Source organism: Corynebacterium sp. HMSC06G04 (assembly GCF_001807365.1).
Classification (GTDB): domain Bacteria; phylum Actinomycetota; class Actinomycetes; order Mycobacteriales; family Mycobacteriaceae; genus Corynebacterium; species Corynebacterium simulans.
The window spans coordinates 43,335-69,411 of record NZ_KV788623.1 but is presented as its reverse complement, the minus strand read 5'-3'; the positions used below and the strand labels follow the sequence as shown (position 1 = coordinate 69,411).

Here is a 26,077-nt window from a genome sequence, read left to right as displayed (position 1 = left end):
CCCTTCTATTATCTCGACGGTTGATTCTTAGAGCTGTGCGGACTCTATTTAGCCGTCTTACGGGAGACGCTGAGCTCGGTCTTCTTTACCTCTGCTGCATCGAGTGCCTCGACCTCTGCCTCGGAGCCCAAGTTATGGCCCTCGGTGGTGCGGAAGGTCGGGATGAAGTCCTTAGCAGCCTTGACGAGCGCATCCTTGGATTCGTCGGACAGAGGCTGGCCACCAGCGATCTGCTCGAATACCTGCGGGGTATTCGAGTGCAGGTACTCGTGTACCTCAGCCTCGAAGCGACGTACATCCTCGACGGGAACGACGTCGAAGATGCCCTGGTCAGCCAAGTAGATGGAAACCATCTGGAACTCGACTGGCTGCGGGGAGGACTCCGCCTGCTTGAGCAGCTCAACCAGACGCTCACCGCGCTCGAGCTGTGCCTTGGAGGCAGGGTCGAGGTCGGAAGCGAAGGCAGCGAATGCCTGCAGGTCACGGTAAGCAGCAAGCTCAAGACGCAGGTTACCGGCGACCTTCTTCATGCCCTTGGTCTGTGCAGCGCCACCCACACGGGAGACGGAGACACCGACGTTAATTGCCGGACGGACGCCCTGGTTGAACAGGTCGGACTCCAGGAAGACCTGGCCGTCGGTAATGGAAATAACGTTGGTCGGGATGAAGGCGGAAACGTCGTTCGCCTTGGTCTCGATGATCGGCAGTGCGGTCATGGAACCTGCACCCATGTCGTCGGAGAGCTTTGCAGCACGCTCCAGCAGACGGGAGTGGAGGTAGAAGACGTCGCCCGGGTATGCCTCGCGGCCCGGCGGACGGCGCAGCAGAAGGGAAATCGCACGGTAGGCCTCAGCCTGCTTGGTGAGATCATCGTAGATGACCAGGACGTGGTTGCCCTGGTACATCCAGTGCTGACCCAGGGCTGCACCGGAGAACGGTGCCAGCCACTTGAAGCCGGCGGCGTCGGAAGCCGGAGCTGCCACGATGGTGGTGTACTCCAGTGCGCCGTGCTGCTCCAGGGTGTGGCGGACTCCAGCAATGGTGGAGCCCTTCTGGCCGATAGCGACGTAGATACAACGTACCTGCTTGTCCTTGTCGCCAGACTCCCAGTTAGCCTTCTGGTTCAGGATGGTGTCGATGCAGACTGCGGTCTTACCAGTCTTACGGTCACCAATGACCAACTGACGCTGACCACGACCAATCGGGGTCATTGCGTCAATAGCCTTGATGCCAGTCTGCATCGGCTCTTCAACCGGCTGACGCTGCAGCACGGAAGGTGCCTGCAGCTCGAGGACGCGGTCCTCTTCAGCGGCGATTGGGCCCAGACCGTCGATCGGCTGGCCCAGTGGGTTGATAACGCGGCCGAGGAATTCCTCGCCCACAGGGATGGAAAGGACTTCGCCAGTCCTCTTGACCTCGTCGCCCTCGGTGAGGGACTCGAAGTTGCCCAGGACAACGACACCGATGGAGTTGGTGTCAAGGTTCTGTGCGACGCCGATAACGCCGCCTGGGAACTCGAGCAGCTCATTCGCCATAACGGATGGCAGGCCAGAAACCTGCGCAATACCGTCAGCTGCCGAAATGACCACGCCGACCTCCTCACGGGAGGCCTCCGCGGAGTAGCTCGAGGTGTAGTTCGCAATCGCGCTACGAATCTCATCGGAGGAGATCGTCAGCTCCGCCATGTTCTTCCTGCTCTCGGTAGTTTCTTCCAGCAATTACTTAATCATTTCTGTCGTTTCGGCCTGACTTAAGCCATCTTGGCACGCAGACGGGCAATCTTGCCTGCCGTGGAGCCGTCGATAACTTCGTCGCCGACGCGGATGGTCATACCACCGAGGAGGCTGGTGTCAACCTCAGAGTGAATGGACATCGCACGACCATAAATTTTGCCCAGCTTCTCAGCGAGTGCTGCACGCTGGCTATCATTCAGCTCACCCGCGGTGGTAACACGAGCAATGGTGCGACCCTGCAGCTTAGCTGCGTAGTCGGCCAGTGCCGCGACATCATCGATCGGGTTCTGCTCAGGGCGGCCGATGGCCTGGAGCGCGAGCGCCTCAGAAAACATCGTTACCTTGCCGTAGAGCACGCTTGCCAGCAATCCGCGCTTACGTGCGGACGTAGCAGTTCGGTCGGAAAGCAGCTGGGTCAGCTCTGCCTCGTTCTTCAGGATGCTAGACAGGCGGAAGAGCTCGTCTTCTACCTGGCCCAGCTGGCCCTGAGCCTCAGCACCGCGCAGAAGAGCGCGGCGGCCGAGAGACACGAGACCCTTGACGAAGTCACGGGAGGTGGACCACTGCTCGGCAGCAGAAGCTTCGATCACCTGGGTGGCGACCGGAGCAATCTTTGCACCGAAGAGGTTCTGTACCAGTGACTTGCGGTTTGCAGCCGGAACGGCGGCGTCGGTTAGCGCGACGCGCAGTTCGCGGTCAGCATCAAGGACATCAACGACCTCGAAAAGGTCGAGACCTGCCTGTGCCGCCGTCGCAATCGCATCGTCCTGCGCCAGAATCTGATCCAGCTGGGACTCTACGTGTGCGAGGGCTTCGCGGCTAGCTGCCTTCATAGTTGCCTACTTTCCGGCCGGTGCCACAGAATCGAGCTCGGACAGGAAGTTGTCAATCGTGGAGGACTGCTTGGTTGCGGAAGAAAGTTCGCCGCCCAGCAGCTTCTCAGCCAAGTTGATGGAGTTCTGTCCGATATCGGAACGCAGCTCAGAGATGACCTGTGCACGGGAAGCTTCCAGCTGCTTCTCACCAGAGGCGACAATGCGGCGGGACTCTTCTTCTGCCTGGGTCTTAGCCTCAGCCTCGATCTGCTTGCCGCGCTCGCGCGCCTGCTCGCGGATCTCTGCAGCTTCTGCACGTGCGTCAGCAAGCTGTGCGTTGTACTTCTCGAGAGCAGCCTTAGCTTCAGCCTGCTGAGCCTCAGCACGCTTCATGCCGCCCTCGATGCGGTCCTCGCGCTCCTGGAGCATCTTGTTGTATGCCGGAAGAACGAACTTCCAGAACAAAATCAAGATGACAACGAAACAGATCAAAGACCAGAAAATGTCATAGTTCTTGGGCAGAAGAACGGAGAAGCTGCCGGACCCCGGGTTCTCCTCCCCCGCCGCAAGCGTATAAAAGACGTTGTTCATGTGGTCTCCAGTCTTAAAAGGTTGGTTTAGGAAAACGCGAACTTTTTAGAACAGGAAGCCTGCAACGAGGCCGATAAGTGCAAGAGCCTCGGTGAAGGCGATACCCAGGAACATGGTGGTACGCAGCTGGCCGGCCATTTCAGGCTGGCGTGCCATAGCCTCAACGGTCTTGCCGGCAACGATGCCGATACCGATACCAGGGCCGATTGCGGCGAGGCCGTAGCCAACAGCCTTCAGGCTGTCGAGGTTAGCGGCAGCATCCTGTGCAAGAATGATTTCGTTCATGGTGAAAGTCGTTCCCTTTCGTATGTCCTGCCCGCAGGTTTACGGACAGGGAGATAGTTTCTGTGAAGTTGAGATTATTCTCGGTCGCGCTCGTCGACCTCGTCCTTAGTGCGAATCCGCGTGCAGGGACAGTTCGATGTACACCGCCGTCAAAAGCGCGAAGATGTAGGCCTGCAGGAAGATGACCAGAAGCTCGAACAGGCTGAAAGCCAGTCCCAGAACAATGGTCAAACCGGACAGTGCCGTCCAACCGTTCAGCTGCCAGAAGAAGAAGTTCGAAGCAGAGAAGAGAAGGACCAGAATGATGTGTCCTGCCAAGAAGTTCGCCATGAGACGAATGGCGAGGGTAACTGGTCGCAGAATGAAAGTCGAGAAGAACTCGATCGGCACAACGAGCAAGTGCAGAGCCGGCGGCAGGTTAGGAATAACCACCGAGGACTTGATGAACTTGCCGAAGCCATAGCGCTTTGCGCCGGCGTAAATCATTGCGATGTACGACACGACTGCAAGGACGATAGGCATGCCGATACGACCATTTGGCGAGACGTTGAGTCCCGGGATGATGGTCGGCACATTCATAAACAGGACTGCGAAGAAGATCGTCGCGATTACCGGAAGGAATCGCTTGGCCTCCTTAGTACCCAAAATATCTTCGGCGATGTGGATACGGACGAAATCGACCGCATTCTCGCCGACGTTCTGCAGACCCTTCGGAACCAACTTCGGGTTCTTGAAGGCCAGCATGAAAAGAACCACCAATACCAGCGTCATCAAGATGCGCCCCAGCATTAGGCGATCAAGCGCGAACCATCCGTCGGCAAAGTCGCCGAAGAACAGATGGTCAGCATCTACTTGCCCCGGGAAGAATTCTTCACCCAGATCAGGCGCGTGGAAGTGCCCTTTCATGGCCAATGTTGTAACGCTCAGCGTTCTCTCCCGTGTTAGGGCCGCCGCAAAATAGCTTTGCGGACGGTGCGATGGACGTCTCAAGCTCTCTGTCACGACTTCGGACTCCGTCGCACATCTTCGAAGAAGTGACAGGGATTGACCGCGCGGGATCCAATGCAAAAATCTCGGCCCCGTGGTAACCCGCGAGAAATAATATCAGTTCAGGGCCTAATTCACGTGTACCAGGGTAGGCACAGGTTGACACCCGTAGCTCGCGGGCGATTTTTTGGCCGAAATAGCGCCCATGACTAGGCAAAAGACCCCGTATGGCCTTTGTCACAAACAGTTTTTGTACACCACCTCGGGGGTGGAATTAACACCCTTTCCACATCTTCCCCCAAGGAAATTAAGACTAGAGGGCTCGTGTTTTATCCCCGCCGCCCTTTTCAGGATGGCTAGTGCACATAGGAGACGCGGGCACTGACGACGCCCCAGGCCTCGGTACCCAGCGTTGCAATAAGGGCCATCACTACGGTGACAAAGAGCGCCATCTTATCGTAGAAGTCCATGTCGCGGATGACCGCGAGGATGACAATCAGCACCAGCAGTTTGATGAGCCAGCTACCCATAACGACGATGATCGTGTTGGTGGGGCTAGCCTTCGAGGCAGCAAGCACGGAAAGAACCGTCAGCAGCACAAACCCACCGCCGATGCCGGCACCGACGAGCACTCCCCAAATTCCCGGAATTCCACGCATGCCACCCCACACAGCGAGCGAGATAATCGTGATGGCCACCAGCGCAATCGAGCCGAAGCGCAGTGCACGCTTGAGCGGCAAAACTGGGTCGTCAAAGTCATCCACGTTGTTTATTGCCGCGTTCGTCATCGGATCAGTCATAGGCCAAAAGCCTACCGCACTACGACAGCCCGGGACTCCTAGGCGGGATCGGTATGCGCCACCACCGTGGTAGCCCGTTTACTTGGGCCAAGCTTGCCCTGGCGCAGAGGAATGAGCGTGACGCCGAATGCCACCCCCAGCGCGATGGCGGTAAGCGCGACGGCGACGGGCCACGGGACGATGGAAAAGGACACCGCGCCGAAAGCTACCGCCGAGACCCACAGGTATAGCACCAAAACGGTGCGGCGGTGGGTATGGCCGAGCGAAAGCAGGCGGTGATGAATGTGCGCCTTATCAGCAGAAAAGGGCGAGCGGCCCTGAGAAAGGCGGCGAATAACCGCCCAGACAAGGTCCAAGACTGGAATAAACACAGCTGCGGCGACCACAATGAAAGGCGATGCGAGCGCCACCATGTCAACAGTGCCATACAGCGACATGTTGATCTTGCCGGAAGCAGAGGTGGAAGCTGCGGCCAGCAGGAGACCAATGAGCATCGATCCGCTGTCGCCCATAAAGATGCGCGAAGGCTCAAAGTTGTGTGGCAGGAAGCCCGCACAGATACCGACCAACGCAGCAGAAATGATCGCCGGCGGATAGGCAGAGACTGCCCCACCCTGGTCATGCAGAACCGTGATGGAAAAGATCAAGATGGCGCCACCTGCAATAAGCCCTAAGCCAGCGGCGAGACCATCAAGGCCGTCCACAAAGTTCATTGCGTTGATGAGCAGCACCGTAAAGAAGGTTGTCAAGAGTGTGCCCTGGATTTGGTCGAGCAACACCGTAGTTCCGCCGCCGAATGGAATAAACAGAAGCGTCCAGGTAAGGCCAAGGCCGCTCATGATTCCAGCGGCGAGCAATTGGCCGACCAACTTCACCATCGCACCCAGTTCGAGGGCATCGTCGATGACGCCCACGAGCACGATGGCCAGCGCTGCCCAAAACACGGCATTCATCTCAGGGGTAACGGGCATGAAACCGCGAGTCAAGGCTGGAAGCTGGGCGGCTAGGAAGACTGAGGCGCCGAAACCGGTAAACATTGCCACGCCACCCATCTGCGGGGTGGGCTGGGAATGCGAATCGCGCAGGCGAATCTCTGCCACTCGCCCAGTGCGGACGAGGAAGCTACGTACCAAGCCCGTGGCGAGGTAGGTAAAGGTCGCTGCGACCAAAATGACAAGCGCTAGCTCGCGCAGCGGTACACCGGTGCCACTCACACAATCTCCTTTTGTTTAGGCAGTGGGGCGAGTGCGCAGCGACTCGGCGCTCACGCCAATGACCTCGGCGATTTCTTCGGCAGAAAGAGCGCCCTCACGCAGCAGGTATGGGTGCTCACCGGACAAATCGATGATGGTGGAAGGCTTGCCAACGGCAGTCTCGCCACCGTCCAAGTAAACGGTAACGGCTTTACCGAGCTGCTGTTTTGCAGCCAACGCGGTGGTCGGTGGCTGGTGGCCGGAAATATTCGCGGAGGACACAGCCATTGGGCCAACCTCGCGCAGAAGCTCGATGGCAATAGGATGCAGCGGCATGCGCAACATCACCGTGCCGCGGGTATCTCCCAAGTTCCACGGCAAGGAAGGCGCCTGCGGGACCACGATGGAAAGTCCACCGGGCCAAAAAGCCTCGACGAGTGCTCGCGCAGTATCGGTGTACTCCGCGACGAGACCGCGGATGGTGTCCCAAGACCCCACGAGGACCGGAACGGGCATATCGGGGCCACGCTGCTTGGTTGCAAGGAGGCTGGCCACAGCGTCGTTGTCGAAGGCGTCACAGCCGAGGCCGTACAACGTGTCAGTAGGCATCACGACGAGGCGGCCAGACTTTGCTGCTTTGACCGCGATGGCTAGGCCTTCTTCACGCTCCGCCTTATCGGCACAGTTATAAATCTTTCCCTGCATTCTTTCCTCACTTCGTGTGTTCAGACCAACCTACTGTACTCCCGCAGGCGTGGCGGTCGCACTTTTAATAGCAGTTACAAAACGCGCGGTACCTGTTAGGTCTCGCAGCACTGCGACATCGTGGAATCGCCCAGAATTCAGCAACGCAACTTGCACAGCCTCGCTCGTGGCATCGTCGTGCTCGATGCCCACTTTCCCGCCGGGACGCAGTAACTTCGCAATGCGAGGTACGAGGCGGTCGATGACCTCCATGCCATCGGCGCCGCCGAAGACCGCCATGTGCGGGTCGCGGTAAACCTCGGGCTCTAGGTCTGGCGTCTCCGGAACATAAGGCGGATTCGTGAGCACGAGATCCACGGAGCCGTCGAGTTCGGCCAGAAGCGAGAAGTCTGTTGCATCGCCGTGGACCAGATGCACGTCTTGGACAAGATTGCTGCGGGCAAAAGGCAGCGCATCTTCAGAAAGCTCGACCGCGAAAACATCCGCGTCCGGCCGCTCGTGGTTTACATAGGCGGCCAGTGCCCCGCTGCCGGTACACAAGTCGACAACGCGGGGCTTGGCGACGTCGCGAAGCACCCGCACTCCCCAATCCGCCAGGACTTCCGTTTCTGGGCGTGGAATAAACACGCCCGGACCTACCTTGAGCTCGAGCGGACCAAACCACGCCGTGCCCAAAATGTGCTGCAGCGGCTCGCGAGCCTCACGGCGCGCGACCCAGCCCTCATAGGCGATGGCAAAGCCGGGAATCGGTTGGGCATCCAGTGGGATGTCCATATGCCCACATCCAATGAGCTCGGAAGCAAGCACTCGTGCGTCCCACTCCGGGCTAGGTACTCCAGATGCGCGAAAGCGCTCCGCGGCATCGCGAAGCGCCATTGCGTAGGTATCCACCTCTAGTCTTCCGCCTCCAAGCGCTCGGCGCGCTCTTGAGCCTGCAAAGCGGTGATCAGATCCTGCATATCGCCGTTGAGAACGGAATCCAGGTTATTCGCCTTGTAGCCGATGCGGTGATCAGTGATGCGGTTTTCCGGCCAATTATAGGTGCGAATACGCTCGGAGCGGTCCAAGGTGCGCACCTGGGATGCACGTTGCTCCCCTGCCTCAGCCTCACGGGCTTCGCGCTCGATCTGATCCAGGCGTGCCTGCAGCACCTGCAATGCGCGGGCCTTGTTCTGAATCTGGGAACGTTCCTTCTGGCAGGTGACCACCAGGCCAGTCGGCAGGTGGGTAATGCGGACTGCGGAGTCAGTGGTGTTAACGCCCTGGCCGCCCTTACCGGACGAGCGGTAGACGTCAATGCGCAGATCCTTTTCGTCGATGTTGACGGATTCGACCTCATCCGGCTCCGGGTAAACCAGCACGCCGGCAGCTGAGGTCTGGATGCGGCCCTGCGACTCGGTCACCGGAACGCGCTGGACGCGGTGGACGCCGCCCTCGAACTTGAATACGGACCAAGCGCCGTCGCGAGACGGGGTCTTGGACTTAAACGAGATGGACATGTCCTTCACACCGCCCAAGTCGGACTCGTTGAGGCCCAAGACCTCCCACTGGAAACCAGCTTTGTCAGCATAACGCTCGTACATGCGCGCGAGATCGCCTGCGAACAATGCGGCCTCCTCGCCGCCGGCGCCAGCCTTGATCTCCATAATGATGTCTTCGGAGTCGTGCTCGTCACGTGGAGCGAGTAGGTCAGCGAGCTTTTCCTCCAGTTCAACGACGAGCGGCTCGAGGCGGTCGACTTCGTCCTGGAAGTCATGGTCCTCGTAGGCCATTTCCTTGGCATCTTCGAGGTCCTGACGAGCCTGCTCTAGCTCATTGTTGACCGCGACGATTGGACGCAGCTCGGCATAGCGCTTAGACAGCTTACGGAACATCGTCTGATCGCCAGCGACCTCAGGATCGCCCATCTGCATCTCGATGCCCTGGTACTCGGAGACAATGTCGTCTACGAGGGAAACTTGATTAGCCATTAGATGTAATCCTCAGCTTCCTTGTCAGCGACCATCGGCGCCGAGCTTGCCACCTGCATCAAGAACTCGCCGTTGGAGCGGGTCTTCTTCAGCTGCTTGATGAGCAAGTCGATAGCGGCGAAGGAATCCAAACCAGAAAGGATGCGACGCAGCTTGGTCATGATGCGCGCTTCCTCCGGAACGAGCAGCAGCTCGTCCTTGCGGGTTCCGGATGGGTTAACGTCCACGGCCGGGAAGATGCGACGCTCGGAAATGGCGCGGTCGAGCTTGAGCTCGGCGTTGCCGGTGCCCTTGAACTCCTCGAAGATGACCGTGTCACCGGTGGAGCCGGTCTCCACCATCGCGGTGGCGATGATGGTAAGGGAACCGCCGTTTTCGATATTGCGGGCAGCACCCAGGAAGCGCTTCGGTGGGTAGAGCGCATTGGAATCCACACCACCGGAGAGGATGCGGCCGGATGCTGGGGAGGAGTTGTTGTAAGCACGGCCCAGGCGGGTAATCGAGTCCAAGAGAACCACGACGTCCTTGCCCTGCTCCACCAAGCGCTTCGCGCGCTCGATGGCCAACTCGGCAACGGAGGTGTGCTCTGATGGCGGGCGGTCGAAGGTAGAGGCAATGACCTCACCCTTGACGCTGCGCTGCATGTCGGTGACCTCTTCTGGGCGCTCGTCTACTAGGACGACCATGAGGTAGCACTCTGGGTTATTTGCGGAAATCGCGTTGGCGATGTTCTGCAAAATGGTGGTCTTACCGGCCTTCGGCGGGGAAACAATCAGCGCACGCTGGCCCTTGCCGATAGGCATGATGAGGTCGATAACGCGGGTGGTCAGGATCTTCGGATCCGTTTCCAGGCGCAGACGCTGGTTCGGGTACAGCGGGGTCAGCTTGGAGAAGTGAGGACGGTCCTGTGCCGCTGCTGGCTCCATGCCGTTTACCGTGTCAACCTGCACCAACTGGTTGTACTTGCGGCGATTACGGCCATTGCCGTGGGTATGAGTTGGGCCAGAGACCTTGACCTGGCCGGTCACGGCGTCGCCAGAGCGCAGGCCCAAGCGCCGGACCAAGTTGTTGTTGACAAAGACGTCAGAGCTTGCCGCGCGGTAACCAGTGGTGCGCAAGAAAGCCACGTTGTTGTCGACGACCTCGAGGATACCGCCTACTGCCTGGACTTCATCGCCCTCGCGGATCTGGAGATCGTTGCCGCCACCGTTGTTGTCATTACCACCGCGGTTGCGGCGGTTGCGGCGGTTGCGGCGGTTGCGGCGGCCGCCACCGTTGTTGTCATCGTCATCATGGCGGCGGTTGCGGTTGCCGCGGTTGCGCTCACCGTTATCACGGTTGTCACGGTTATTGTTATCGCGATTGTCGTTAGAGTTCTCGGAATCCTTGTTTGATTCCTTGTTCGACTCCCTGTTCGACTCCTTAGCCTCTTCCTTAGCGCCCTCCTGCTTTGCCTCGGCGTTCTCGCGCTCCTGGCGGCGGGCGCGGTTGCGGCGGGCACGGCGAGCCTGGGAGCGCGACTCGTAGCGCTGCTCCTCGTTCTTCTCACCCTTTTCTTGGGCCTTTTCTTGAGCCTTGTCTTCGCCACTATCCTTGGCGTTATCCTCAGCCTTTGCCGGCTTCTCTTCAGCAGGCTTACGTGTGCGGCGCTGTCGCTTTTCCGCCTTTTCCGCCTTCGCAGGTACCTGGCCAGTGCTCAGGGCGGTGATCAGATCGCCCTTGCGCAGACCCGAGATGCCGCGCAGGCCGCGCTCTGCAGCCAGCTTGCGCAGTTCCGGCAGCTTCATGGATGCGTAATCCTGTGCTGCGGCTTTGTCCGTATTGCTCACGGATATCCTTTCGTCGCTTCACCAGCGTCTAAATGCTTTTCGCCTGCAGTCCGGCTTAAGCGCTGGAAGCCAATCTGTATTTTTATGGTGCATGCCGCCACAAGCGGGAAGCCGCGGGCGGTGAGATATCTAGGCCTCTCCTCTGGGAAAAGGAATGTCACGGAGGAGAATTGATAGAAGGCGACTGCGAGCGAGAAAAAGAAACGCTCTGCGGCGCTTCTGCAATACTCGGTTACGCGGGAGCTTTCCTAAAATTCGGGCTAGACCGCGTCAGTCACGAGCCACTATACCGTATTAGCATCCCGCGCCGGAAGTGACACCGCTAAAGTAGGACTCATGCTTTCTACCATGCAGGATATCCCCCTGTCCCTGACCCGCATCCTGGAATACGGATCGACGGTGCATGGGCAGACGCAGGTGACCACGTGGCGCAACCATAGCGAGCCGGAAACCACCGACTTCGCCGCCATCGGCGCACGCGCGGCCGCATTCGCGCACGCATTGCATGATGAGTTGGGCATTACTGGGGACCAGCGCGTGGCATCTTTCATGTGGAACTGTGCTGAACACCTAGAGGTCATGTTCGCCAGTGCCTGCAAGGGTGCTATTTTCACCCCGCTAAACAAGCAGTTAATGAATGATCAGATTCGCCACATCATTAACCACTCCGAAGCGGAAATTGTAGTTGCCGATCCGCGCTTAAAAGATCAGCTGGCTAAGGTCTTAAACGGCGTAAAAACCGTGCGTGCGGTGGTTCTCATTGGTCTAACCGATCCCGCCGACTACCTGGGCAAGTTTGGCGCTGGCATCGAGGTCTATTCCTATGAGGCGCTACTCGACGGCCGCCCTACCGAGTACAACTGGCCTGAGCTAGACGAGCGGACGTCGGCCGCCTTGTGCTATTCCACCGGCACCACTGGCGCGCCCAAAGGCGTGGTCTATTCCCACCGCGCGCTCTACCTGGAGAGCATGCAGTTGCGCGCCTCCGATTCGCTGTGCGTTACCCACGGCGAGACCTTCCTGTGCTGCATCCCGATTTATCACGTGCTCAGCTGGGGCGTTCCCTTTGCCGCCTTTATGACGGGCACGCCACTAGTGCTTCCCGACGCCGACGTATCGGCACCGACGCTTGCTAGCATCATCGCCGCCACCTCGCCCCGCGTGGCGCATGGCGTACCCACCATTTGGATTCAGCTTTTCGCGCACTATCTCAAAAATCCCCCAAACCGTATGACGCTGACCGAGATCTTCGCCGGCGGCTCCCCCGTCCCGCCGCAGCTGATCAAAATGTGGGAGGAGCGCTACGGCGTCGACGTCGTGCACGTGTGGGGCATGGTGGAAACCACAACGGTGGGCACGGTGGCCCGCCCGCCCCAGGGTGCTGATGGCGATACCCGCTGGGCATACCGCATATCCCAAGGACGCTTCCCGGCCTCCTTGCAATACCGTGTGGTCAATGACGGCGTCGTCGTGCCCAAGTCCGACCGCAATGCCGGCGAGATCCAGGTCCGCGGCAACCTCGTTACCGGCTCCTACTACCACTCGCCCACTTCTGAACCGGGCGGTAGTGCCGACGAGTTCCGCGGCAAGCAAGTCGAGGATGCCGAATCCAAATTCACCGCGGATGGCTGGCTGCGCACTGGCGACGTCGGCTCGGTAACGGAAGACGGCTTCTTGACCGTCGAAGACCGCGCCCGCGACGTCATCCGCTCTGGCGGCGAGTGGATCTATTCCGTCCAGCTCGAAAACCTCATCATGGCTAACCCCGTCGTCGTGGAAGCCGCCGTCATCGGTTATCCGGATAAACAGTGGGTGGAACGCCCTCTGGCGGTAACGGTGTTGGCACCAGGGTTTTCTCCGACAATCGAAACCGCCGAGCGCATCCGCGAGGGTATGCGCAAGGAGCTGCCTTCGTGGATGCTGCCGGAGTACTGGACCTTCGTAAAGCACATCGACAAAACCTCGGTGGGCAAGTTCGATAAGAAGGACCTGCGTTCACACTTGGCTGAAGGCGAATACAACATCATTCGATTGAAAGGCCCTGGCGAGTCACAGCGTCTGGATGACTTGCCGCAGCATTTCCCGCCCCGTGATTAGCCCCCGGATTAAACGCGAATATTTCCGGGTTAATATGGATAAGACCGCTCTCCTTATAGACTAGGACGACAATGACTTATCCGCTTCTAGACAAATACGGCCGCAGGGCCCGCGACCTGCGCGTTTCGCTTACTGATCGCTGCAATCTCCGCTGCACGTATTGCATGCCGGCCGAAGGGCTCGAGTGGTTTCCCACCGCAGAAACCTTGAGCGATGAGGAAACGATCCGCCTTATCCGCATCGGCGTCGAAAAGCTAGGCATCCGCCAGGTACGTTTCACCGGCGGCGAACCGCTCCTGCGCAAGTCTTTGGAGAAGATTGTCGCTGCTACTAAGCAATTGCGCACCGACGAAGGTAAATCACCGTCTACCGCACTGACCACGAACGGCTTGGGCCTCGACCGGCGTATCGATGGATTGGTGGAAGCAGGCCTCGACCGCGTGAACATCTCGCTCGATACCACCGACCGCGAGCTTTATGCCCGGCTAACCCGGCGCGACCGCATCCAGGATGTCTTCACAGCCATCGAAGCCGCGACCCGCGCCGGGCTGCACCCAGTCAAGGTCAATGCGGTAGTGATGCCGGGCATTAATGAGGATTCTATTATCCCGCTGACGGAATACTGCATTGAGGCAGGCGCACAGCTGCGTTTTATCGAGCAGATGCCGCTGGGCCCGCGCGATAAGTGGCGGCGCGAGGATATGGTGACCGCGGACGATATCTTGGCCCGCCTCGGCGAGTCCTTCGAGCTCTCCCCCGCTGATGAGCCGCGCGGCTCTGCCCCGGCATCACTGTGGAATGTCTATCGCGGAGGCCACGAGATAGGACAAATCGGCGTCATCGCCTCAGTCACCCGCTCCTTTTGTGGTTCCTGCGATCGCACGCGCCTGACAACTGACGGTGCGGTGCGCAATTGCCTATTCGGTAATTCGGAGACCTCTCTTCGCGACCTCATGCGCGCGGGCGCCAGCGATGAAGAGCTCATGGAGGCCTGGGCCGCAGAAATGTGGGCGAAGCTGCCCGGCCACGGCGTGAATGACGAGGGTTTCTTGCAGCCGGATCGTTTGATGGCAGCAATCGGTGGCTAAAGGCTAAGGAACTAGGTTGAAAAGCATGCGCACCCCACAAGAACACTTCGAGGCGATAATGTCTCACGCCCGGCCGGTGCCGGTAGAGGTATTTCCGGAAGCCCAGCCAGTCAACGAGACACTTCTGGGCCGCGTTATTGCAGAAGACGTCGCTGCGCGCCTAGCGGTGCCGCCTTTTAGCAACTCTGCGATGGATGGTTTCTTGGTACACCTAAAGGATCTGGTTGAGCTGCCTGCGCGTTTGCCCGTCGCAGGCGACGTTCCGGCGGGCCAAGCACCCAAGGAGGTGCCAGCGGGCAAGGCGGTGCGCATCATGACCGGCGCGCCGGTTCCGGAGGACAACGATGGCCTAGTCGTAGTCCCGGTGGAGTTGACCGATATTCCAGCCGGCCCACACGAGCTGCCGAGTGAGGTCACCATCAACGAGACGCCAAGGCGCACGCACATCCGCCCTAAGGGAGAAAACGTTCGGGAGGGCGCGACCATCGCCAAGCCGGGTACCGTGGTCGATGCCGGCCTTATTGCCGCGCTGATTTCGGCTGGCATCACGCATGTTCGCGTCTACCGCCCCGTTCTCGTAGGCGTGGTCTCCTCCGGCGACGAACTGGTCGAGGGCTCGAGCCTCGAGCCGGGCCAGTTGCCCGATTCGAATGGGCCGATGATCGAGTCGCTGATTCGCTCCACCATCCCGCATGCGGTGGTAACGCACATGCGCTCTTCCGACTCCCCGGAGCAGCTGCGCGAGACGATTGAGCAGCTGTTTTATTCCCACGAGGTTGTAATCACGACGGGCGGTGTTTCCGCCGGTGCCTTCGACGTCACGCAGACCGCGCTTCAGGCCGCAGAGGACTGTGAGGCTTGGTTCGGCGGGGTCAAGCAAAAGCCGGGCACGCCGCAAGGTTTTTCCCTCTATGGAGGTTTGCCAGTTATCTCCCTGCCGGGCAATCCCGTAGCGGCGTTTGTTTCCTACCACCTTTATGTTTCGCCTTTCCTCGAGGCCTTGAGCGGGCGCCCTGCCCGCACGAAGGTCTGCAGCGGACGCACCATCGTCGCGCGCGCCGGGGAGGCCTTCCCCATAGCGCACAAGCACGGCACGGCATTTGTGCCCACGCGCTTGGAGTTCGGCGAGGCCGTCGTGGCGTACCCCTTTGCCAGCGGGTTGAGCAGCCACTTTGTGGCCTCGCTCCACGGCACGTGCGGCCTGGTTGAGGTGACCTCCGAAATTCAGGCTGGCGATGAAGTCCGCGTGGTTGTCTATTAATTCTCGATTAGGACTTAATTAGACTAGACCCCATGAAATTTACCCATCTCAATTCTTCCGGCTCCGCCTACATGGTGGATGTGACAGAAAAGCAGCCCACCGTCCGCTCCGCTACCGCGCAAGGCGAGGTCGCGTGTTCTCCTGATGTTCTTTCTGCGCTTCGCGACGGCACGGTTCCCAAGGGCGACGTGCTAGCGGTCGCGCGCATCGCCGGTATCTCGGCGGCCAAGAAGGTCCCGGAACTGCTTCCCCTCGCCCACACCATCGGCGTGCATGGTTGCTCGGTCGATCTGGAAATCCGAGACGACCACGTCTTCATCGAGGCAACGGTGCGAACCGCCGATCGCACCGGTGTGGAGATGGAGGCGCTTACCGCGGTCAGCGTTGCGGCGCTGTCCATCATCGATATGGTAAAAGGCGTCGACCGCTCCGCATTTATCCGCCGCTGTGGGATCACCGCAAAGTCCGGTGGCCGTTCCGGCGACTGGAGCCGCGAGCTTCCTAAAACCTAAGCAATGCTGAACTACAAACCGCACGAGCTAGGAGTCATCATCCTGGCAGGCGGCCACGGCACCAGGATGGGCGGGCTCGATAAGGGCTCGGTGCGTGTGCGGGGCGAAAGGCTTGTCGACGTCGTGCGCAGGCAGCTTCCTTATGGCGCGCCGGTCTGCGTGGTTTCCCCGTTTCCGCTGGGCCTGCCGCAGGTATGCGAAAATCCGCTTTTTGGTGGGCCTGCAGCTGGCATCGCGGCAGGCCTGAAGAACCTGGAAGCACGTAGTTTAGCGCCACTTCGCTATATCGCAGTGTTATCTGTGGATGCGCCGGATTCGCCCCAAATGCTGCCAAAGTTGTTGGAAAAACTCGCCGCCTGCGAAGCGCAAAGCTCGATTCCCTCGGTAGCGGCGGCTTTAAGCGGCGATTTTATCCAGCCACTGTGCGCGCTATGGCACTACAACGGCCTGCGCCAAGCGGTAGATTCCTTCGACTGCCTGCACAACAAGTCAGCCCGCAGGCTGTTGCACGCAGTCCCTCGCCTCATCGCGGTGCCGGGTACAGGCGCGGAAGAGGACTACGATACCTTGGCTGAACTCGCCGAATGGGAGCGCCGCCGAGCAATGACTACCGCGAGACCACAATCTTTCCGTGCTGGCCCTTTTCAGCCGAGGTCATGATGTGATTGACAAAGCTATAGGTGCCGGGTTCATTGAAGGTCATCTCCACGAATCCACCCTGCGCGGGTAGGAGATCCACGGCCTGAGAGCCGGCATCATCCAGGTCCTTGATGAGGAAGTCGCCTTCCTTGTAGACGGTGTCGAATTGCTCGCCCACCACGTGGAAAGACAACGGCTGGTCTGGGCCCACGTTGAGCAGCCAGATGCGTACCTTATCGCCCACCTTGGCATGCAGCGGCTCAAGGTCGTACTGATTCGGATAGTAATTAAACGCCATCAGGTCGTACTCGCCGTTTGAGACGCGGTCGGCGTCGGCGCCATTTTCGTCGCCCAGGAAGATTTCGTCCGCAATCATTGCGTACTCCGCATCGGCGTCGCCAAGCTCTGGCGGATCGATGACCACCGCGCCGGCCATGCCGTTGGCAATGTGCAGGCTCATCGGCGCCGTGGAGCAGTGATACATCCAGATGCCGGAGCGGTGCGCGGTGAACTCATAAGTCAGGGACTCGCCCGGCGCGATGGTCTTCATGTTCTCATCCGGGTTGACCTCGCCGGCGTGGAAGTCCACGGAGTGGCCCATGGTTCCCTCGTTCTTGATGGTGATCTTGAACTTATCGCCCACCTTGCCGCGCAAGGTTGGCCCTGGGGCTTGGCCGTTGAATAGCCACCGCGTTTGTTTTACACCTGGCGCTACCTCGACCTCGTCCTCGGTCATGGTCCAGGTTTCCTCGTGCGTGGTTGCCTTTGCAGCCGGCAGCGCAGCATCGAAGGCCTTAAATCCCTCCCGTTCCTGGGTGCGCTCGGCAGCGCTGGGCACGTCTGGGTGGCTAGCTGAGTGATGGTGCATGCCAGCCATGGCGTCGCCTTCTGCAGGCGCGTCGGTGACGTTGACGTCAAAGACCATGCCCTGCGCCTTATGCCCCGCGATGGTGCAGTAGCCCTGGGTGGTCTCCTCGATGAGGCCGGCGTCTAGCTCGACGGTCTTGCCGGGTTCGACGCGGCCGGTTTCGTTGTCGCCGATCTTCAGGTCATGGACCATATCTCCGGTGTTCGTGAACTTCACCACCAGGTGGGTGCCCTTTGGCACATCGATGGAAGAAGGCACGAAGGACATGCCTTCCACACTAACCTCAACGACGGTGGCATCAACGCCTTCGCTTTCCGACGCCCGTTGTGCCTTGGAGGTGCTATTGAAAACCGCTAGAGCAATCACCGCGGCCAGGGCGATGCCGATGAGAATCCACGATGCCCAGTTGTTCTGAGCCGGTGGCTTTTGAGGTTGATTAGAAGAAACGCTGAGCATTTAGTTCTCCAGTCTTTTCTGTTTGGAAACGGCCACCGCGATGGCCAAGATGTTGGTGATAAGGCCAAGCCCCATCATGATAAGCCCGGCTATATCGGCCCCGAGCAAGCACAACATCGCACCTAGGTTGATAAGCACCAAGCGGGCGTATCCGCCGTAATCAGCGACCTTTCTGCCCAGTGTCACCTTGGCCGGGCCGCCGCCGACGAGGGTGGGCAACAAGTGGTGCAGCACGCCCGTAACCAGTTGCATGAGACCTGCGCCTACGAATGCTGGCATGAGCAGCAACGTCACCACGCGTGGGTAGACCCCTAAAATGGCGCAGACCGCGTCGGCGGCGCAGAGGCTAAGCATCCACAACAGTCCGGCGACGACCGAGACCGTCGCCGTGGTCAGCTGTGGCTTGCCCGCCAGCAGCGTGGCGAGGATGGGCTGGATGATGAGCAATGCCGCTAGCACCACCAGCAGCTGTGTCATACCTGCTGCGCGGCTAAGCCCGAAAGAATTAAGGCCCAACGCGAGCGCCAAGCCAACGCAGTGGACGATGAGCGCCCTAGTGCAGCGCGCCCGCGCGGCGGGGGCAATCTTGGTGCCGCTCAAAGTAGGCAAAAGCGTGACCACGGTTGCCACGATGGTCAGCCAGGCAAAGCCCCAGACCATGCCCCGCGAGTGGGCGGCTACCAGAAGTGAATAGTTGCCCACACCATTGGCTGCTAGCACCACGAGCAACACGGAAACAATCACGAATGCTGCGGCCGCGATGTAGAAAGGCACCGTCACCGCGAATAAACCGGCCAGTGATCCCCGAAGCGCCCGGTAGATATCGAAGCCATGCCAGCAGAAGGTAGCGATGATAAGAAGCGATGCGGCGTCGGAAAGCGGGCCCCAGTCAAACCCGGCGCGGTCAACGAGCAGCAGTACCAAGCCAACCTGGACAATCCCCACGCGCCAGGCCACGCCCTTGTACCCGCGGGCCTGCATGCGCGTGAGTGCCTCCGTGAAGTGCGTGGAATAGACGATGATGGCGGTGGTCATCGCACCAATGGTGAAGGGATGGATGAGGTCCCACCACGCCACGCTTGCGCCTAGGTGGCTGGCGATGTTGATGACTATCCCAGCTACTACCCAGAAGCCGATGACGCAGGCGGCAATCATGTGCCAGCGCCCGCGTGCGGCCAAAGAAACGTCAGCGATGTGCACGATGTGCCTCCCACATGGTCAAAATAAAACCGCTTAAGACAAAGAGCAAGACTGCTATTACGTTAGTCATGCCGCCCACACGGAAGACAGTTGTTTGCGCGAGTGCGTCCGCGGCGATGCGCAGGACAAGACCGCCGTGCAATAGTGCGACCGGCAGGTAGAGCACGGTGCGATATGGCAGCTTCTTGCGAATGACGGAGGTCAGGATGATGGGCGCGTGTGCGAAAATCATCGACATCACAAACCCCAGGAAGACCGTGTGCACCGAGGCGTCATAGGCAAAGCCCGTTGCTTGGCCGAACGCCAGCCAGATGACTCCGGCGAGCGCCAACCAGAAGTAACCTGCCAGCATGCAGACTGCGGAATAGCGCGGCAGGCCGGTGCCGTGCACCAAATTCTTGGCCACATCCACGCGGACGGTGGTCACCGAAATCGCGAAGAGGAAAAGGCCCATCAAGCGGTAGCCCACCGCGGGGACTAGGACGAAGATGACGCCGGCGGCTGCTAGCGCCAGAACGAGCACGGTGATGAGGTTTTCCGCTTTTGTACCGGCCATGGTCACGCGGGCAAGCTCCATGCGCTCTCCGATGATGGTGCTCACCACGTACAGCACGCACAGCGGCATGGCCATGGCAAAGGAATCAGCCATGGCCCACAACAGGCTGGCCGCCACGCCGCCGATAACACCCGCCGCCTGCACGAGCACGGCTAGCGTGGGCTGCCGGCGATGAATCTCGAGATAAATTGCACCGAGGATGAGGAAGCTCCACGCAAAGAAGATGGCGGGGACAAACCGGGGTGCGCCCACTAGCAGGCTCACCACCGCCACGACGTGGCAGATGGGCCCTGCCCAGGCCCACGTTTTCTTGACAGCGACTACGCGCTCTAAGCCGATTGCTCCGCCGACGAAGCCAAAAACCATGAGCGGTCCATGCGCACGTGCAGCTGTGGACGTTGGTGCGACGCCCAGCAGTGCCGCGCCCGCATAAAGACCAACGAGCAACGCCGCTCCGGCAAAGGCCAGAAACACGAAACGATGCGCAATATTTTTCACGAGTTTTATCGTACTAATATTGGCGCTAAGGTGAAAACCAAAGCCTTCAAACCAAATGAAAGGACCATCATGCAACTGCCAATTACTGATGCCCACAAAGCAAGCGAAGTGCCAACCCTAAACGCCTCCGAAATCCCACACGCCGTGCGCCACGGCGCTATCCACGGTGCGCTGGGCACCCTCAACGTCGGCGAAGCAATGATCCTTATCGCACCGCACAACCCAGTGCCACTGCTCAAAGAAATCGAAGCCCGCGAAGAGTCCTTTGAGCTGGAATACCTGAAGGAACAACCACAGGACTTCCACATCAAGTTCACCCGCGTGGCGTAGCAGTTTTCTGCGACTTCCCCTCCCCATCTCTCACTCGAAATCGTGCAGGTGCGTAAATTTGGTGATTATGAAAAAATCTGCTGCTATTTGCCTTGCTGCCCTAGCCGCCTGCGCGCTTACCGGTTGCGCGCTTACCGGTTGCGCAAGCGGCGGGGATAAGCTCAACGTCTTCGCCGCCTCTTCAACGCGCGTGCTCAACCACGAGCTTGAGGCCGTCACGCCCATGCTGATTAACAATGGCGGTTCTGCTTCCCTGGTAGAACAAATCCATCAAGGCGCGCCTGCCGACGTCCTCCTTACCGCGTCCCAGGAGACCATGGACAAGGCGGTGGCCGCAGGCGATGTCGAGCAGCCTCGCGTACTGGCCACCAACTCCATGGTGATGGTGGTACCGCCGGGCAATCCTGGGCATATCCACTCCGTCCACGACTTGGATGAGACCGACTACTTCGTGCGCTGCGACCCTTCGGTCCCCTGCGGGGCGATCGCCGATAAAATCATGGCAGATCAGCACCTACACGTGAGCGCCGATTCCAAAGAGGGCCAAGTCGCCGACGTAGTAGGCAAAGTGGCCAGCGGCGAGGCGGATGCTGGATGGGTCTACTCCACCGATGCAGCAGCCAATCCTGACCTGGAGGTAATCCCCATCGAGGGCGCGGAGAAATTCCACAACCAAATCTTGGGTGCCGTAGTCAAAAACAGCCCGCGCGAGGATGCCGCCTCTTCGTTGCTGGACAGGCTCGCTAACGACTTCGACGAGACCTGGTCGCGCTATGGCTTCGTGCCCGCCGACTAAACTGCTTTCCATGCATGTGCGCACCACCCCACCTCGCGCCCCCTGGCCTTTCGCCGTGGCGGGCGCCTTGGCGGTTTTATACGTCGCGGTACCAGTACTTGCTTTGGCCACCCGCGTTCCGTGGACGGGCCTTGGCACGGTGCTTTCTCAAGAAACTACCCACGACCTGTTACGCATCACGCTAACCTCGGCTGCTATTTCTGCACTGCTTGCCACCTTCTTCGGCACCGGCCTAGCCATCTGGTTGCACGGGCAAAACCGCATTGGCCAGGCGGTGCGCCTGCTGGTGTACTTGCCACTGGCGATGCCGCCGGTGGTCGGAGGGTTGGCGCTCAGCGCGGCGTTGGGCCGCCGCGGCCTTTTGGCCCCACTCTTGGATGCCTTGCAGCTAAACTTCGCCTTCGCCTTCGCCGGCGTCGTCGTGGCGCAAACCTTCGTCGCCCTTCCTTTCGTAGTGGTGGCGGTGGACTCCGCGCTGCGCCAGACCGACCATGAAGTGGCCCTGTCCGCGCGCCGGGTTGGCATGACACGCGGGGCCATCTGGCGCAAAGTCATGCTGCCGACCATCGCACCGGCAATCTTCACGGGTGAAGCACTCGCCTTTGCACGCAGCCTCGGCGAGTTTGGCACCACGATTACCTTCGCCGGTTCCATGCCGGGGCTCACCCGCACGATGTCGAGCGGCATCTATCTAGAACGCGAGGTCAGTGCGGACAACGCTTATGCGCTGTCTGCGATTCTCATCGGCCTCGCTGTGGTCTGTCTCGCCTGCGCGGGCATCCCATCGCTGCTACACCGTGAGCCTTCGCCGCAGGCGCATGCGCAGTCTGACATCGACGTCGCCAAGCTGCGCCAACTCAGCCTGCCGCCCGCCGCAGGCCAATTGGCGCCTTTCAAGGAAGCAGCCACCACGGCGGTCGTTGGCATCAACGGTGCCGGCAAGACCACACTGCTGCGTCGCCTCTCTGATGAGTCCCACGCCGTGATGCTGACGCAAAAGCCAGCGCTGCCGCCCCACTCGACGGTCGCGGAGGCTATCACTATGGTCACTCACGATAAGGCCGCTACTGCCGAATTGATTGCTGCGGCGGGCTTAAGCGAGATTGCGGAGATAAAAGCACGCGATCTCTCGGGCGGCCAGGCTGCCCAAGCTGGCCTCGTCCGCGCGCTGGCTGCACGCCCTTCCATCTTATTGTTGGATGAACCGCTAGCTGCTGTCGACGCCGCAGCTGCTGCGCAATGGCGCAAGCTGCTAGCTGCGGCGAGCCACGACCGGACCACCGTCATGGTCACCCATAATGTGCTAGACCTTTTGAGCCTGGCCGACGAGGTCGCAGTGGTAGAACGCGGCAAGATTCTCCTCCACGCTCCAACAAACGAGATCGTAGAAAACCCGCCCAATCACTTCGTCGCAAGGCTGCTCGGCAGGGTGGTTATCCAGGGAAGACTCGAACAAGGCGCCGTGATCCCCGATACCACCGGGCCAACTCGCTTTGTGCTAAGTCCGGAGGAGATAACTCTCACTGAGTCGGGCAGGTGGCAGGCGAAAATAAAGGATATTCGTGCCCATTCCTTAGACCGTGTAATCGCCGCGCTAGACCTTAGCGGCCAACACGTCGAGGCGGCGATTGGCATCGATCAAGCCAAAACATTGAGCGTGGGCGAGACGGTTTACTGCGAGATCTGCACTAAATAAATTACCGTCGCGGCACGTAGTGGCACATATCGCACCTCTATCATTGTCTTTTCTACGGGTCAGCGCTGTATCGTCATTATTAACAACCGATTAACCTTATAAATTATTCGAGGAGAAACATGCCCGTCCATGCACCGCGGTCCTCCACAGAACTTTTCCCAGAAGCACTACGCCTGTCACCCAAACAGCGAGAAGTTTTAAACGTTCTGCAGGAATATCCGCAAGGAGCACGCGCGGCGGACATCGCCAAAGACATGGACATGCATGTCAATACCGCGCGCGGCCACCTCGATGAGCTGGTACATGTAGGCGCAGTCCGCGTTATTACCGCACCGGCCAAGGGCCGCGGACGCCCTTCGCTGATTTTCCAGGTGCGCATCCCTGATAACCGCTCAGTGGCAGAAGAATACGTCACCCTCATTAGCGTTTTGGCAGAGATGTTGGCAGATAAGGAAGAGCTCAACGATTACGCCTCCGAACAGGCACGCGCAATTGGCCGCAAGTGGGCTGCCTCAACGCACCAGGACCAGTTTCCCTCCGCCAACGCGCTGACCCCGCTATATCGCAAGATGCGCGATATGGGATTTGACCCCACTGCATCGACTACCGAGCTCGAAGAAAATGGTCAGACCGACATGGAGCTGCATGCCTGCCCATTCGTAGCGGCAGGCATCAAGCCCTCCCCGTTCGTCTGCGCTATCCACGATGGTTTCTTGGAACAAGTCGCAGCTGATTCCGGCGAGCACCTCTCGCTTACGCTGGTTCCGAAGTCAGGCAACGGAACCTGCTGCGTAAACGTCAAGCAGACTGCTTAAGCCCGCGCTGCATGGACCTCGACCGGGCCTGCAACCTCCAGTGGGAGTACTCGCAGGCCCGCTTCGCGCGCATCCTGCAAGATTGATTCCTCAATAGGCTCAGTGTGCAGCACCATCGCGGTAGGGCCCGCACCTGAAAGGTAGGCCGCATAGCCGCGGTTGCGCAGACGGTTGACCCATTCCGCGGTAATAGGCAACACATCAGCACGATAAGGCTGGTGCAGCCTGTCACGGGTGCCTTCCCACAACAGCTCCGGATACTTTTGCAGTGCGACCACCTGCACGGCAGTGCGCGAGACGTTGAAGGAAGCATCGCCGTGCGTCACGTGCGAAGGCAGGACGCGGCGAACGGCTTGGGTGGAGGCATGGAAATCCGGTACCAAGGCTGTGGCCTGGATGGACTCGTGTACATCCACACTGACAGCGCGATATTCTGGCAAAGATCGGCCGTCAACCGGCACTGTGGTCCAGGAGACCACGGCATTGCCTAGCACGGACGCCGCGGCGTTATCGGGGTGCCCTTCAAAAGCAGAAGACAGCTGCACTAGCTGATCGCTGTTTAGCGGTGAGCCTGCCAAGGCATTGCCCGCTGCAACGCCGGCGACGGCAGCGGCGGCCGAAGAACCAAGACCACGCGACTGTGGGATGTTGTTATTGCAGGTAACGCGCAGACCCGGCACCGCAGCATCCGCCGCATTCAGCGCGGAACGGATGGCTTTAACTACCAGATGAGAGTCATCGCGTGGCAAGTCCTCTGCTCCCTCACCGAAGATTTCTACCTCCAGCCCAGCGGGGATGACCTCAACCTCGACGGTGTCATAAAGGCTTAACGCAATGCCGAGGGTGTCATAGCCGGGGCCCAGATTAGCTGAGGAAGCAGGGACTTTTACCGTGGCCTTGACACCTACCTCTACCTCCGTGCTCACAGCTGGCCACCGTCCAAGCGAATAACGGAGTGGACCGCCTTGACATCATCAAGCTGGCCCAGCTCCTCGACGATGCCCTGCATCTCATGCTCCAACGCGGTGTGGGTGACCACGATGAGGCGAGCGATTCCGTCGCCGTCTTCCTGGCGCACAGTGCGCAGGGAGACGTTGTGCTTGGCAAATAGCGCGGAGATCGCAGAGAGCACGCCTGTGCGGTCTACGACTTCCATATCGATGTGATAGCGGGTGTATACCTGACCAAAGTCTGCTATCGGCAGGTTAGCGTAGGTGTTCTCCCCCGGCGCACGGCCGCCGTGAACGATGTTGCGGGAGGCGCCGACGACGTCGCCAAGCACCGCAGACGCCGTCGGGTTACCGCCGGCACCGTTGCCGTAGAACATCAGGGAGCCAGCTGCCTCGGCCTCGACGAAGATAGCGTTATAGGACTTGCTGACGGAGGCCAGCGGGTGCTCCTTAGGGACCAAGGTCGGGTGCACGCGCGCGTTGACGGACTCATTGCCTTCCGCATCACGCAGGCGCTCGCAGATGGCCAGCAGCTTGATGGAATAGCCTGCCTGCTGTGCGGCGGAAATATCCTCAGCAGTGATGTTGGAAATGCCCTCGCAATAAACATCGTCGAAGGTAACGCGGGTATGAAAGCCCAAAGACGCGAGGATGGCCGCCTTCGAGGCGGCATCATGACCCTCGACATCGGCAGTTGGATCGGCCTCGGCATAGCCTAGCCGCGTGGCCTCAGCGAGCGCGTCCGCGTAGGAGGCACCCGTGGACTCCATCGCGTCCAAAATAAAGTTGGTGGTGCCGTTGACAATGCCGGAAATGCGTTGAATCTGGTCGCCCGCGAGCGAACGACGAAGCATTCCCACGACCGGGATGGCGGCAGCCACTGCAGCCTCGAAGTAGAGGTCCACGCCAGCGTTATCGGCAGCTTCTGCCAGCTCGTCCGCATGAGCAGCCACCAGCGCCTTGTTCGCGGTAACCACAGACTTACCAGCATTCAGCGCAGCCAGCACGAGCTCGCGGGGGAAATCGATACCGCCGATGACCTCGACAACCAAGTCGATGTCGTCGCGCATGACTAGGGCCTTCGCATCGTCGGTGAGCAGATCCTTCGGCACACCAGGACGCAGCTTATTTTTATTCTGCACGGCGACGCCCCGGATTTCTGCGGGACCGCCAATGCGGTGGGCAAAGGCATCAGCGTTTTCCCCCAGCAGGCGGAAGACCTCGGCACCAACGGTGCCGAAACCAAGCAGCGCGATGCCTACAGCTTCGCCTTCGCCTTTACCAGTGCGGCTCTTGGTCTGTGAAGTCATATCGTCCCTTAATCTTTGGTAGTTAAATTGCTACCCACACTATACGGAACGAGCTGTCTAGTTTTTGCGCTTCCAGAAGATTCTTTTGCTCAACAGT

The 26,077-nt window shown here is 59.7% G+C and carries 25 protein-coding genes; 9 read left to right on the top strand and 16 right to left on the bottom strand.

All coding sequences use genetic code 11. The annotated features are described in order from the left end of the window. Positions 1–44 precede the first annotated feature (44 nt). The 11 genes from atpA to rho form a co-directional block, all read right to left on the bottom strand. Positions 45–1,685 (bottom strand): F0F1 ATP synthase subunit alpha, encoded by a 1,641-nt coding sequence (gene atpA, locus HMPREF3158_RS09595; protein WP_070456169.1) that lies wholly within the window; start codon positions 1,683–1,685, stop codon positions 45–47. A 65-nt stretch (positions 1,686–1,750) separates the two neighbouring features. Beyond that, a complete protein-coding gene (locus HMPREF3158_RS09590) occupies positions 1,751–2,566 on the bottom strand; it encodes a F0F1 ATP synthase subunit delta (protein ID WP_062035312.1) in 816 nt (271 codons plus the stop codon). A 6-nt stretch (positions 2,567–2,572) separates the two neighbouring features. Beyond that, entirely contained in the window at positions 2,573–3,139 is a 567-nt protein-coding gene (locus HMPREF3158_RS09585; RefSeq protein WP_061921968.1) for a F0F1 ATP synthase subunit B, read from the bottom strand. Positions 3,140–3,184: 45 nt separating this feature from the next. After that, positions 3,185–3,424, bottom strand: coding sequence for an ATP synthase F0 subunit C (locus tag HMPREF3158_RS09580; protein WP_005532052.1), 240 nt, complete (start codon positions 3,422–3,424; stop codon positions 3,185–3,187). Positions 3,425–3,529: 105 nt separating this feature from the next. After that, positions 3,530–4,330, bottom strand: a complete 801-nt coding sequence (atpB, locus tag HMPREF3158_RS09575; RefSeq protein ID WP_070498328.1) for a F0F1 ATP synthase subunit A — start codon at positions 4,328–4,330, stop codon at positions 3,530–3,532. A gap of 437 nt (positions 4,331–4,767) precedes the next feature. After that, positions 4,768–5,211, bottom strand: a complete 444-nt coding sequence (locus HMPREF3158_RS09570; protein WP_070498326.1) for a Cg1360 family ATP-synthase-associated protein — start codon at positions 5,209–5,211, stop codon at positions 4,768–4,770. 38 nt (positions 5,212–5,249) lie between these two features. Beyond that, complete coding sequence (locus tag HMPREF3158_RS09565; RefSeq protein ID WP_062035316.1) at positions 5,250–6,425, bottom strand: MraY family glycosyltransferase; 1,176 nt, start codon at positions 6,423–6,425, stop codon at positions 5,250–5,252. 15 nt (positions 6,426–6,440) lie between these two features. Beyond that, on the bottom strand, positions 6,441–7,109 hold the full coding sequence (locus HMPREF3158_RS09560) for an L-threonylcarbamoyladenylate synthase (RefSeq protein ID WP_061921957.1): 669 nt from the start codon (positions 7,107–7,109) through the stop codon (positions 6,441–6,443). A gap of 30 nt (positions 7,110–7,139) precedes the next feature. Beyond that, complete coding sequence (prmC, locus tag HMPREF3158_RS09555) at positions 7,140–7,985, bottom strand: peptide chain release factor N(5)-glutamine methyltransferase (RefSeq protein WP_070498482.1); 846 nt, start codon at positions 7,983–7,985, stop codon at positions 7,140–7,142. A gap of 17 nt (positions 7,986–8,002) precedes the next feature. Beyond that, on the bottom strand, positions 8,003–9,079 hold the full coding sequence (prfA, locus tag HMPREF3158_RS09550; RefSeq protein WP_061921954.1) for a peptide chain release factor 1: 1,077 nt from the start codon (positions 9,077–9,079) through the stop codon (positions 8,003–8,005). Then, positions 9,079–10,908 (bottom strand): transcription termination factor Rho, encoded by a 1,830-nt coding sequence (gene rho / locus HMPREF3158_RS09545; RefSeq protein ID WP_070498323.1) that lies wholly within the window; start codon positions 10,906–10,908, stop codon positions 9,079–9,081. The genes prfA and rho overlap by 1 nt, the downstream gene beginning before the upstream one ends. Before the next feature lie 336 nt (positions 10,909–11,244). On the opposite strand from rho, the gene HMPREF3158_RS09540 reads away from it, so the two are divergent. The 5 genes from HMPREF3158_RS09540 to HMPREF3158_RS12600 all read left to right on the top strand — a co-directional run bounded on the left by HMPREF3158_RS09540 (position 11,245) and on the right by HMPREF3158_RS12600 (position 16,526). Further along, positions 11,245–13,005, top strand: a complete 1,761-nt coding sequence (locus tag HMPREF3158_RS09540; RefSeq protein ID WP_070498320.1) for a long-chain fatty-acid--CoA ligase — start codon at positions 11,245–11,247, stop codon at positions 13,003–13,005. A 71-nt stretch (positions 13,006–13,076) separates the two neighbouring features. Beyond that, positions 13,077–14,093 (top strand): GTP 3',8-cyclase MoaA, encoded by a 1,017-nt coding sequence (gene moaA, locus HMPREF3158_RS09535; RefSeq protein ID WP_062035322.1) that lies wholly within the window; start codon positions 13,077–13,079, stop codon positions 14,091–14,093. Between the two features lie 25 nt (positions 14,094–14,118). Continuing rightward, positions 14,119–15,354 (top strand): molybdopterin molybdotransferase MoeA, encoded by a 1,236-nt coding sequence (locus HMPREF3158_RS09530; protein WP_070498317.1) that lies wholly within the window; start codon positions 14,119–14,121, stop codon positions 15,352–15,354. 32 nt (positions 15,355–15,386) lie between these two features. Next, positions 15,387–15,866, top strand: a complete 480-nt coding sequence (moaC, locus tag HMPREF3158_RS09525; protein ID WP_070498315.1) for a cyclic pyranopterin monophosphate synthase MoaC — start codon at positions 15,387–15,389, stop codon at positions 15,864–15,866. 3 nt (positions 15,867–15,869) lie between these two features. Continuing rightward, positions 15,870–16,526 carry a molybdenum cofactor guanylyltransferase gene (locus tag HMPREF3158_RS12600; RefSeq protein WP_070588145.1) on the top strand — a complete coding sequence of 219 codons (657 nt, stop codon included), beginning with the start codon at positions 15,870–15,872 and terminating at the stop codon, positions 16,524–16,526. Here HMPREF3158_RS12600 and HMPREF3158_RS09520 read toward each other — a convergent pair. The 3 genes from HMPREF3158_RS09520 to HMPREF3158_RS09510 are packed head-to-tail and all read right to left on the bottom strand — an operon-like array spanning position 16,474 to position 20,083. After that, positions 16,474–17,829, bottom strand: a complete 1,356-nt coding sequence (locus HMPREF3158_RS09520) for a multicopper oxidase domain-containing protein (protein ID WP_070456180.1) — start codon at positions 17,827–17,829, stop codon at positions 16,474–16,476. The two genes, HMPREF3158_RS12600 and HMPREF3158_RS09520, sit on opposite strands and share 53 nt — an antisense overlap. Then, positions 17,830–19,029: a beta-carotene 15,15'-monooxygenase gene (locus tag HMPREF3158_RS09515; RefSeq protein WP_070498312.1), complete on the bottom strand. Its 1,200-nt coding sequence runs from the start codon at positions 19,027–19,029 to the stop codon at positions 17,830–17,832. Then, complete coding sequence (locus tag HMPREF3158_RS09510) at positions 19,016–20,083, bottom strand: hypothetical protein (RefSeq protein WP_235591034.1); 1,068 nt, start codon at positions 20,081–20,083, stop codon at positions 19,016–19,018. The genes HMPREF3158_RS09515 and HMPREF3158_RS09510 overlap by 14 nt, the downstream gene beginning before the upstream one ends. Before the next feature lie 69 nt (positions 20,084–20,152). On the opposite strand from HMPREF3158_RS09510, the gene HMPREF3158_RS09505 reads away from it, so the two are divergent. From HMPREF3158_RS09505 to HMPREF3158_RS09490, 4 genes are all read left to right on the top strand, one after another. After that, positions 20,153–20,413 carry a DUF2249 domain-containing protein gene (locus HMPREF3158_RS09505; RefSeq protein ID WP_061921912.1) on the top strand — a complete coding sequence of 87 codons (261 nt, stop codon included), beginning with the start codon at positions 20,153–20,155 and terminating at the stop codon, positions 20,411–20,413. A gap of 67 nt (positions 20,414–20,480) precedes the next feature. Further along, the gene (gene modA / locus HMPREF3158_RS09500) at positions 20,481–21,209 is read left to right on the top strand and encodes a molybdate ABC transporter substrate-binding protein (protein WP_070498309.1); all 729 of its coding nucleotides are present in this window, start codon (positions 20,481–20,483) and stop codon (positions 21,207–21,209) included. Between the two features lie 10 nt (positions 21,210–21,219). Further along, a complete protein-coding gene (locus tag HMPREF3158_RS09495) occupies positions 21,220–22,905 on the top strand; it encodes an ATP-binding cassette domain-containing protein (RefSeq protein WP_070456184.1) in 1,686 nt (561 codons plus the stop codon). Positions 22,906–23,024: 119 nt separating this feature from the next. Then, a complete protein-coding gene (locus HMPREF3158_RS09490) occupies positions 23,025–23,720 on the top strand; it encodes a helix-turn-helix transcriptional regulator (protein WP_070432834.1) in 696 nt (231 codons plus the stop codon). Here HMPREF3158_RS09490 and thrB read toward each other — a convergent pair. Both thrB and HMPREF3158_RS09480 read right to left on the bottom strand, forming a co-directional pair. Beyond that, positions 23,717–24,646, bottom strand: coding sequence for a homoserine kinase (gene thrB / locus HMPREF3158_RS09485; protein WP_070432833.1), 930 nt, complete (start codon positions 24,644–24,646; stop codon positions 23,717–23,719). The genes HMPREF3158_RS09490 and thrB overlap by 4 nt on opposite strands. Further along, positions 24,643–25,980, bottom strand: a complete 1,338-nt coding sequence (locus HMPREF3158_RS09480; protein WP_070456186.1) for a homoserine dehydrogenase — start codon at positions 25,978–25,980, stop codon at positions 24,643–24,645. The genes thrB and HMPREF3158_RS09480 overlap by 4 nt, the downstream gene beginning before the upstream one ends. Positions 25,981–26,077 lie beyond the last annotated feature (97 nt).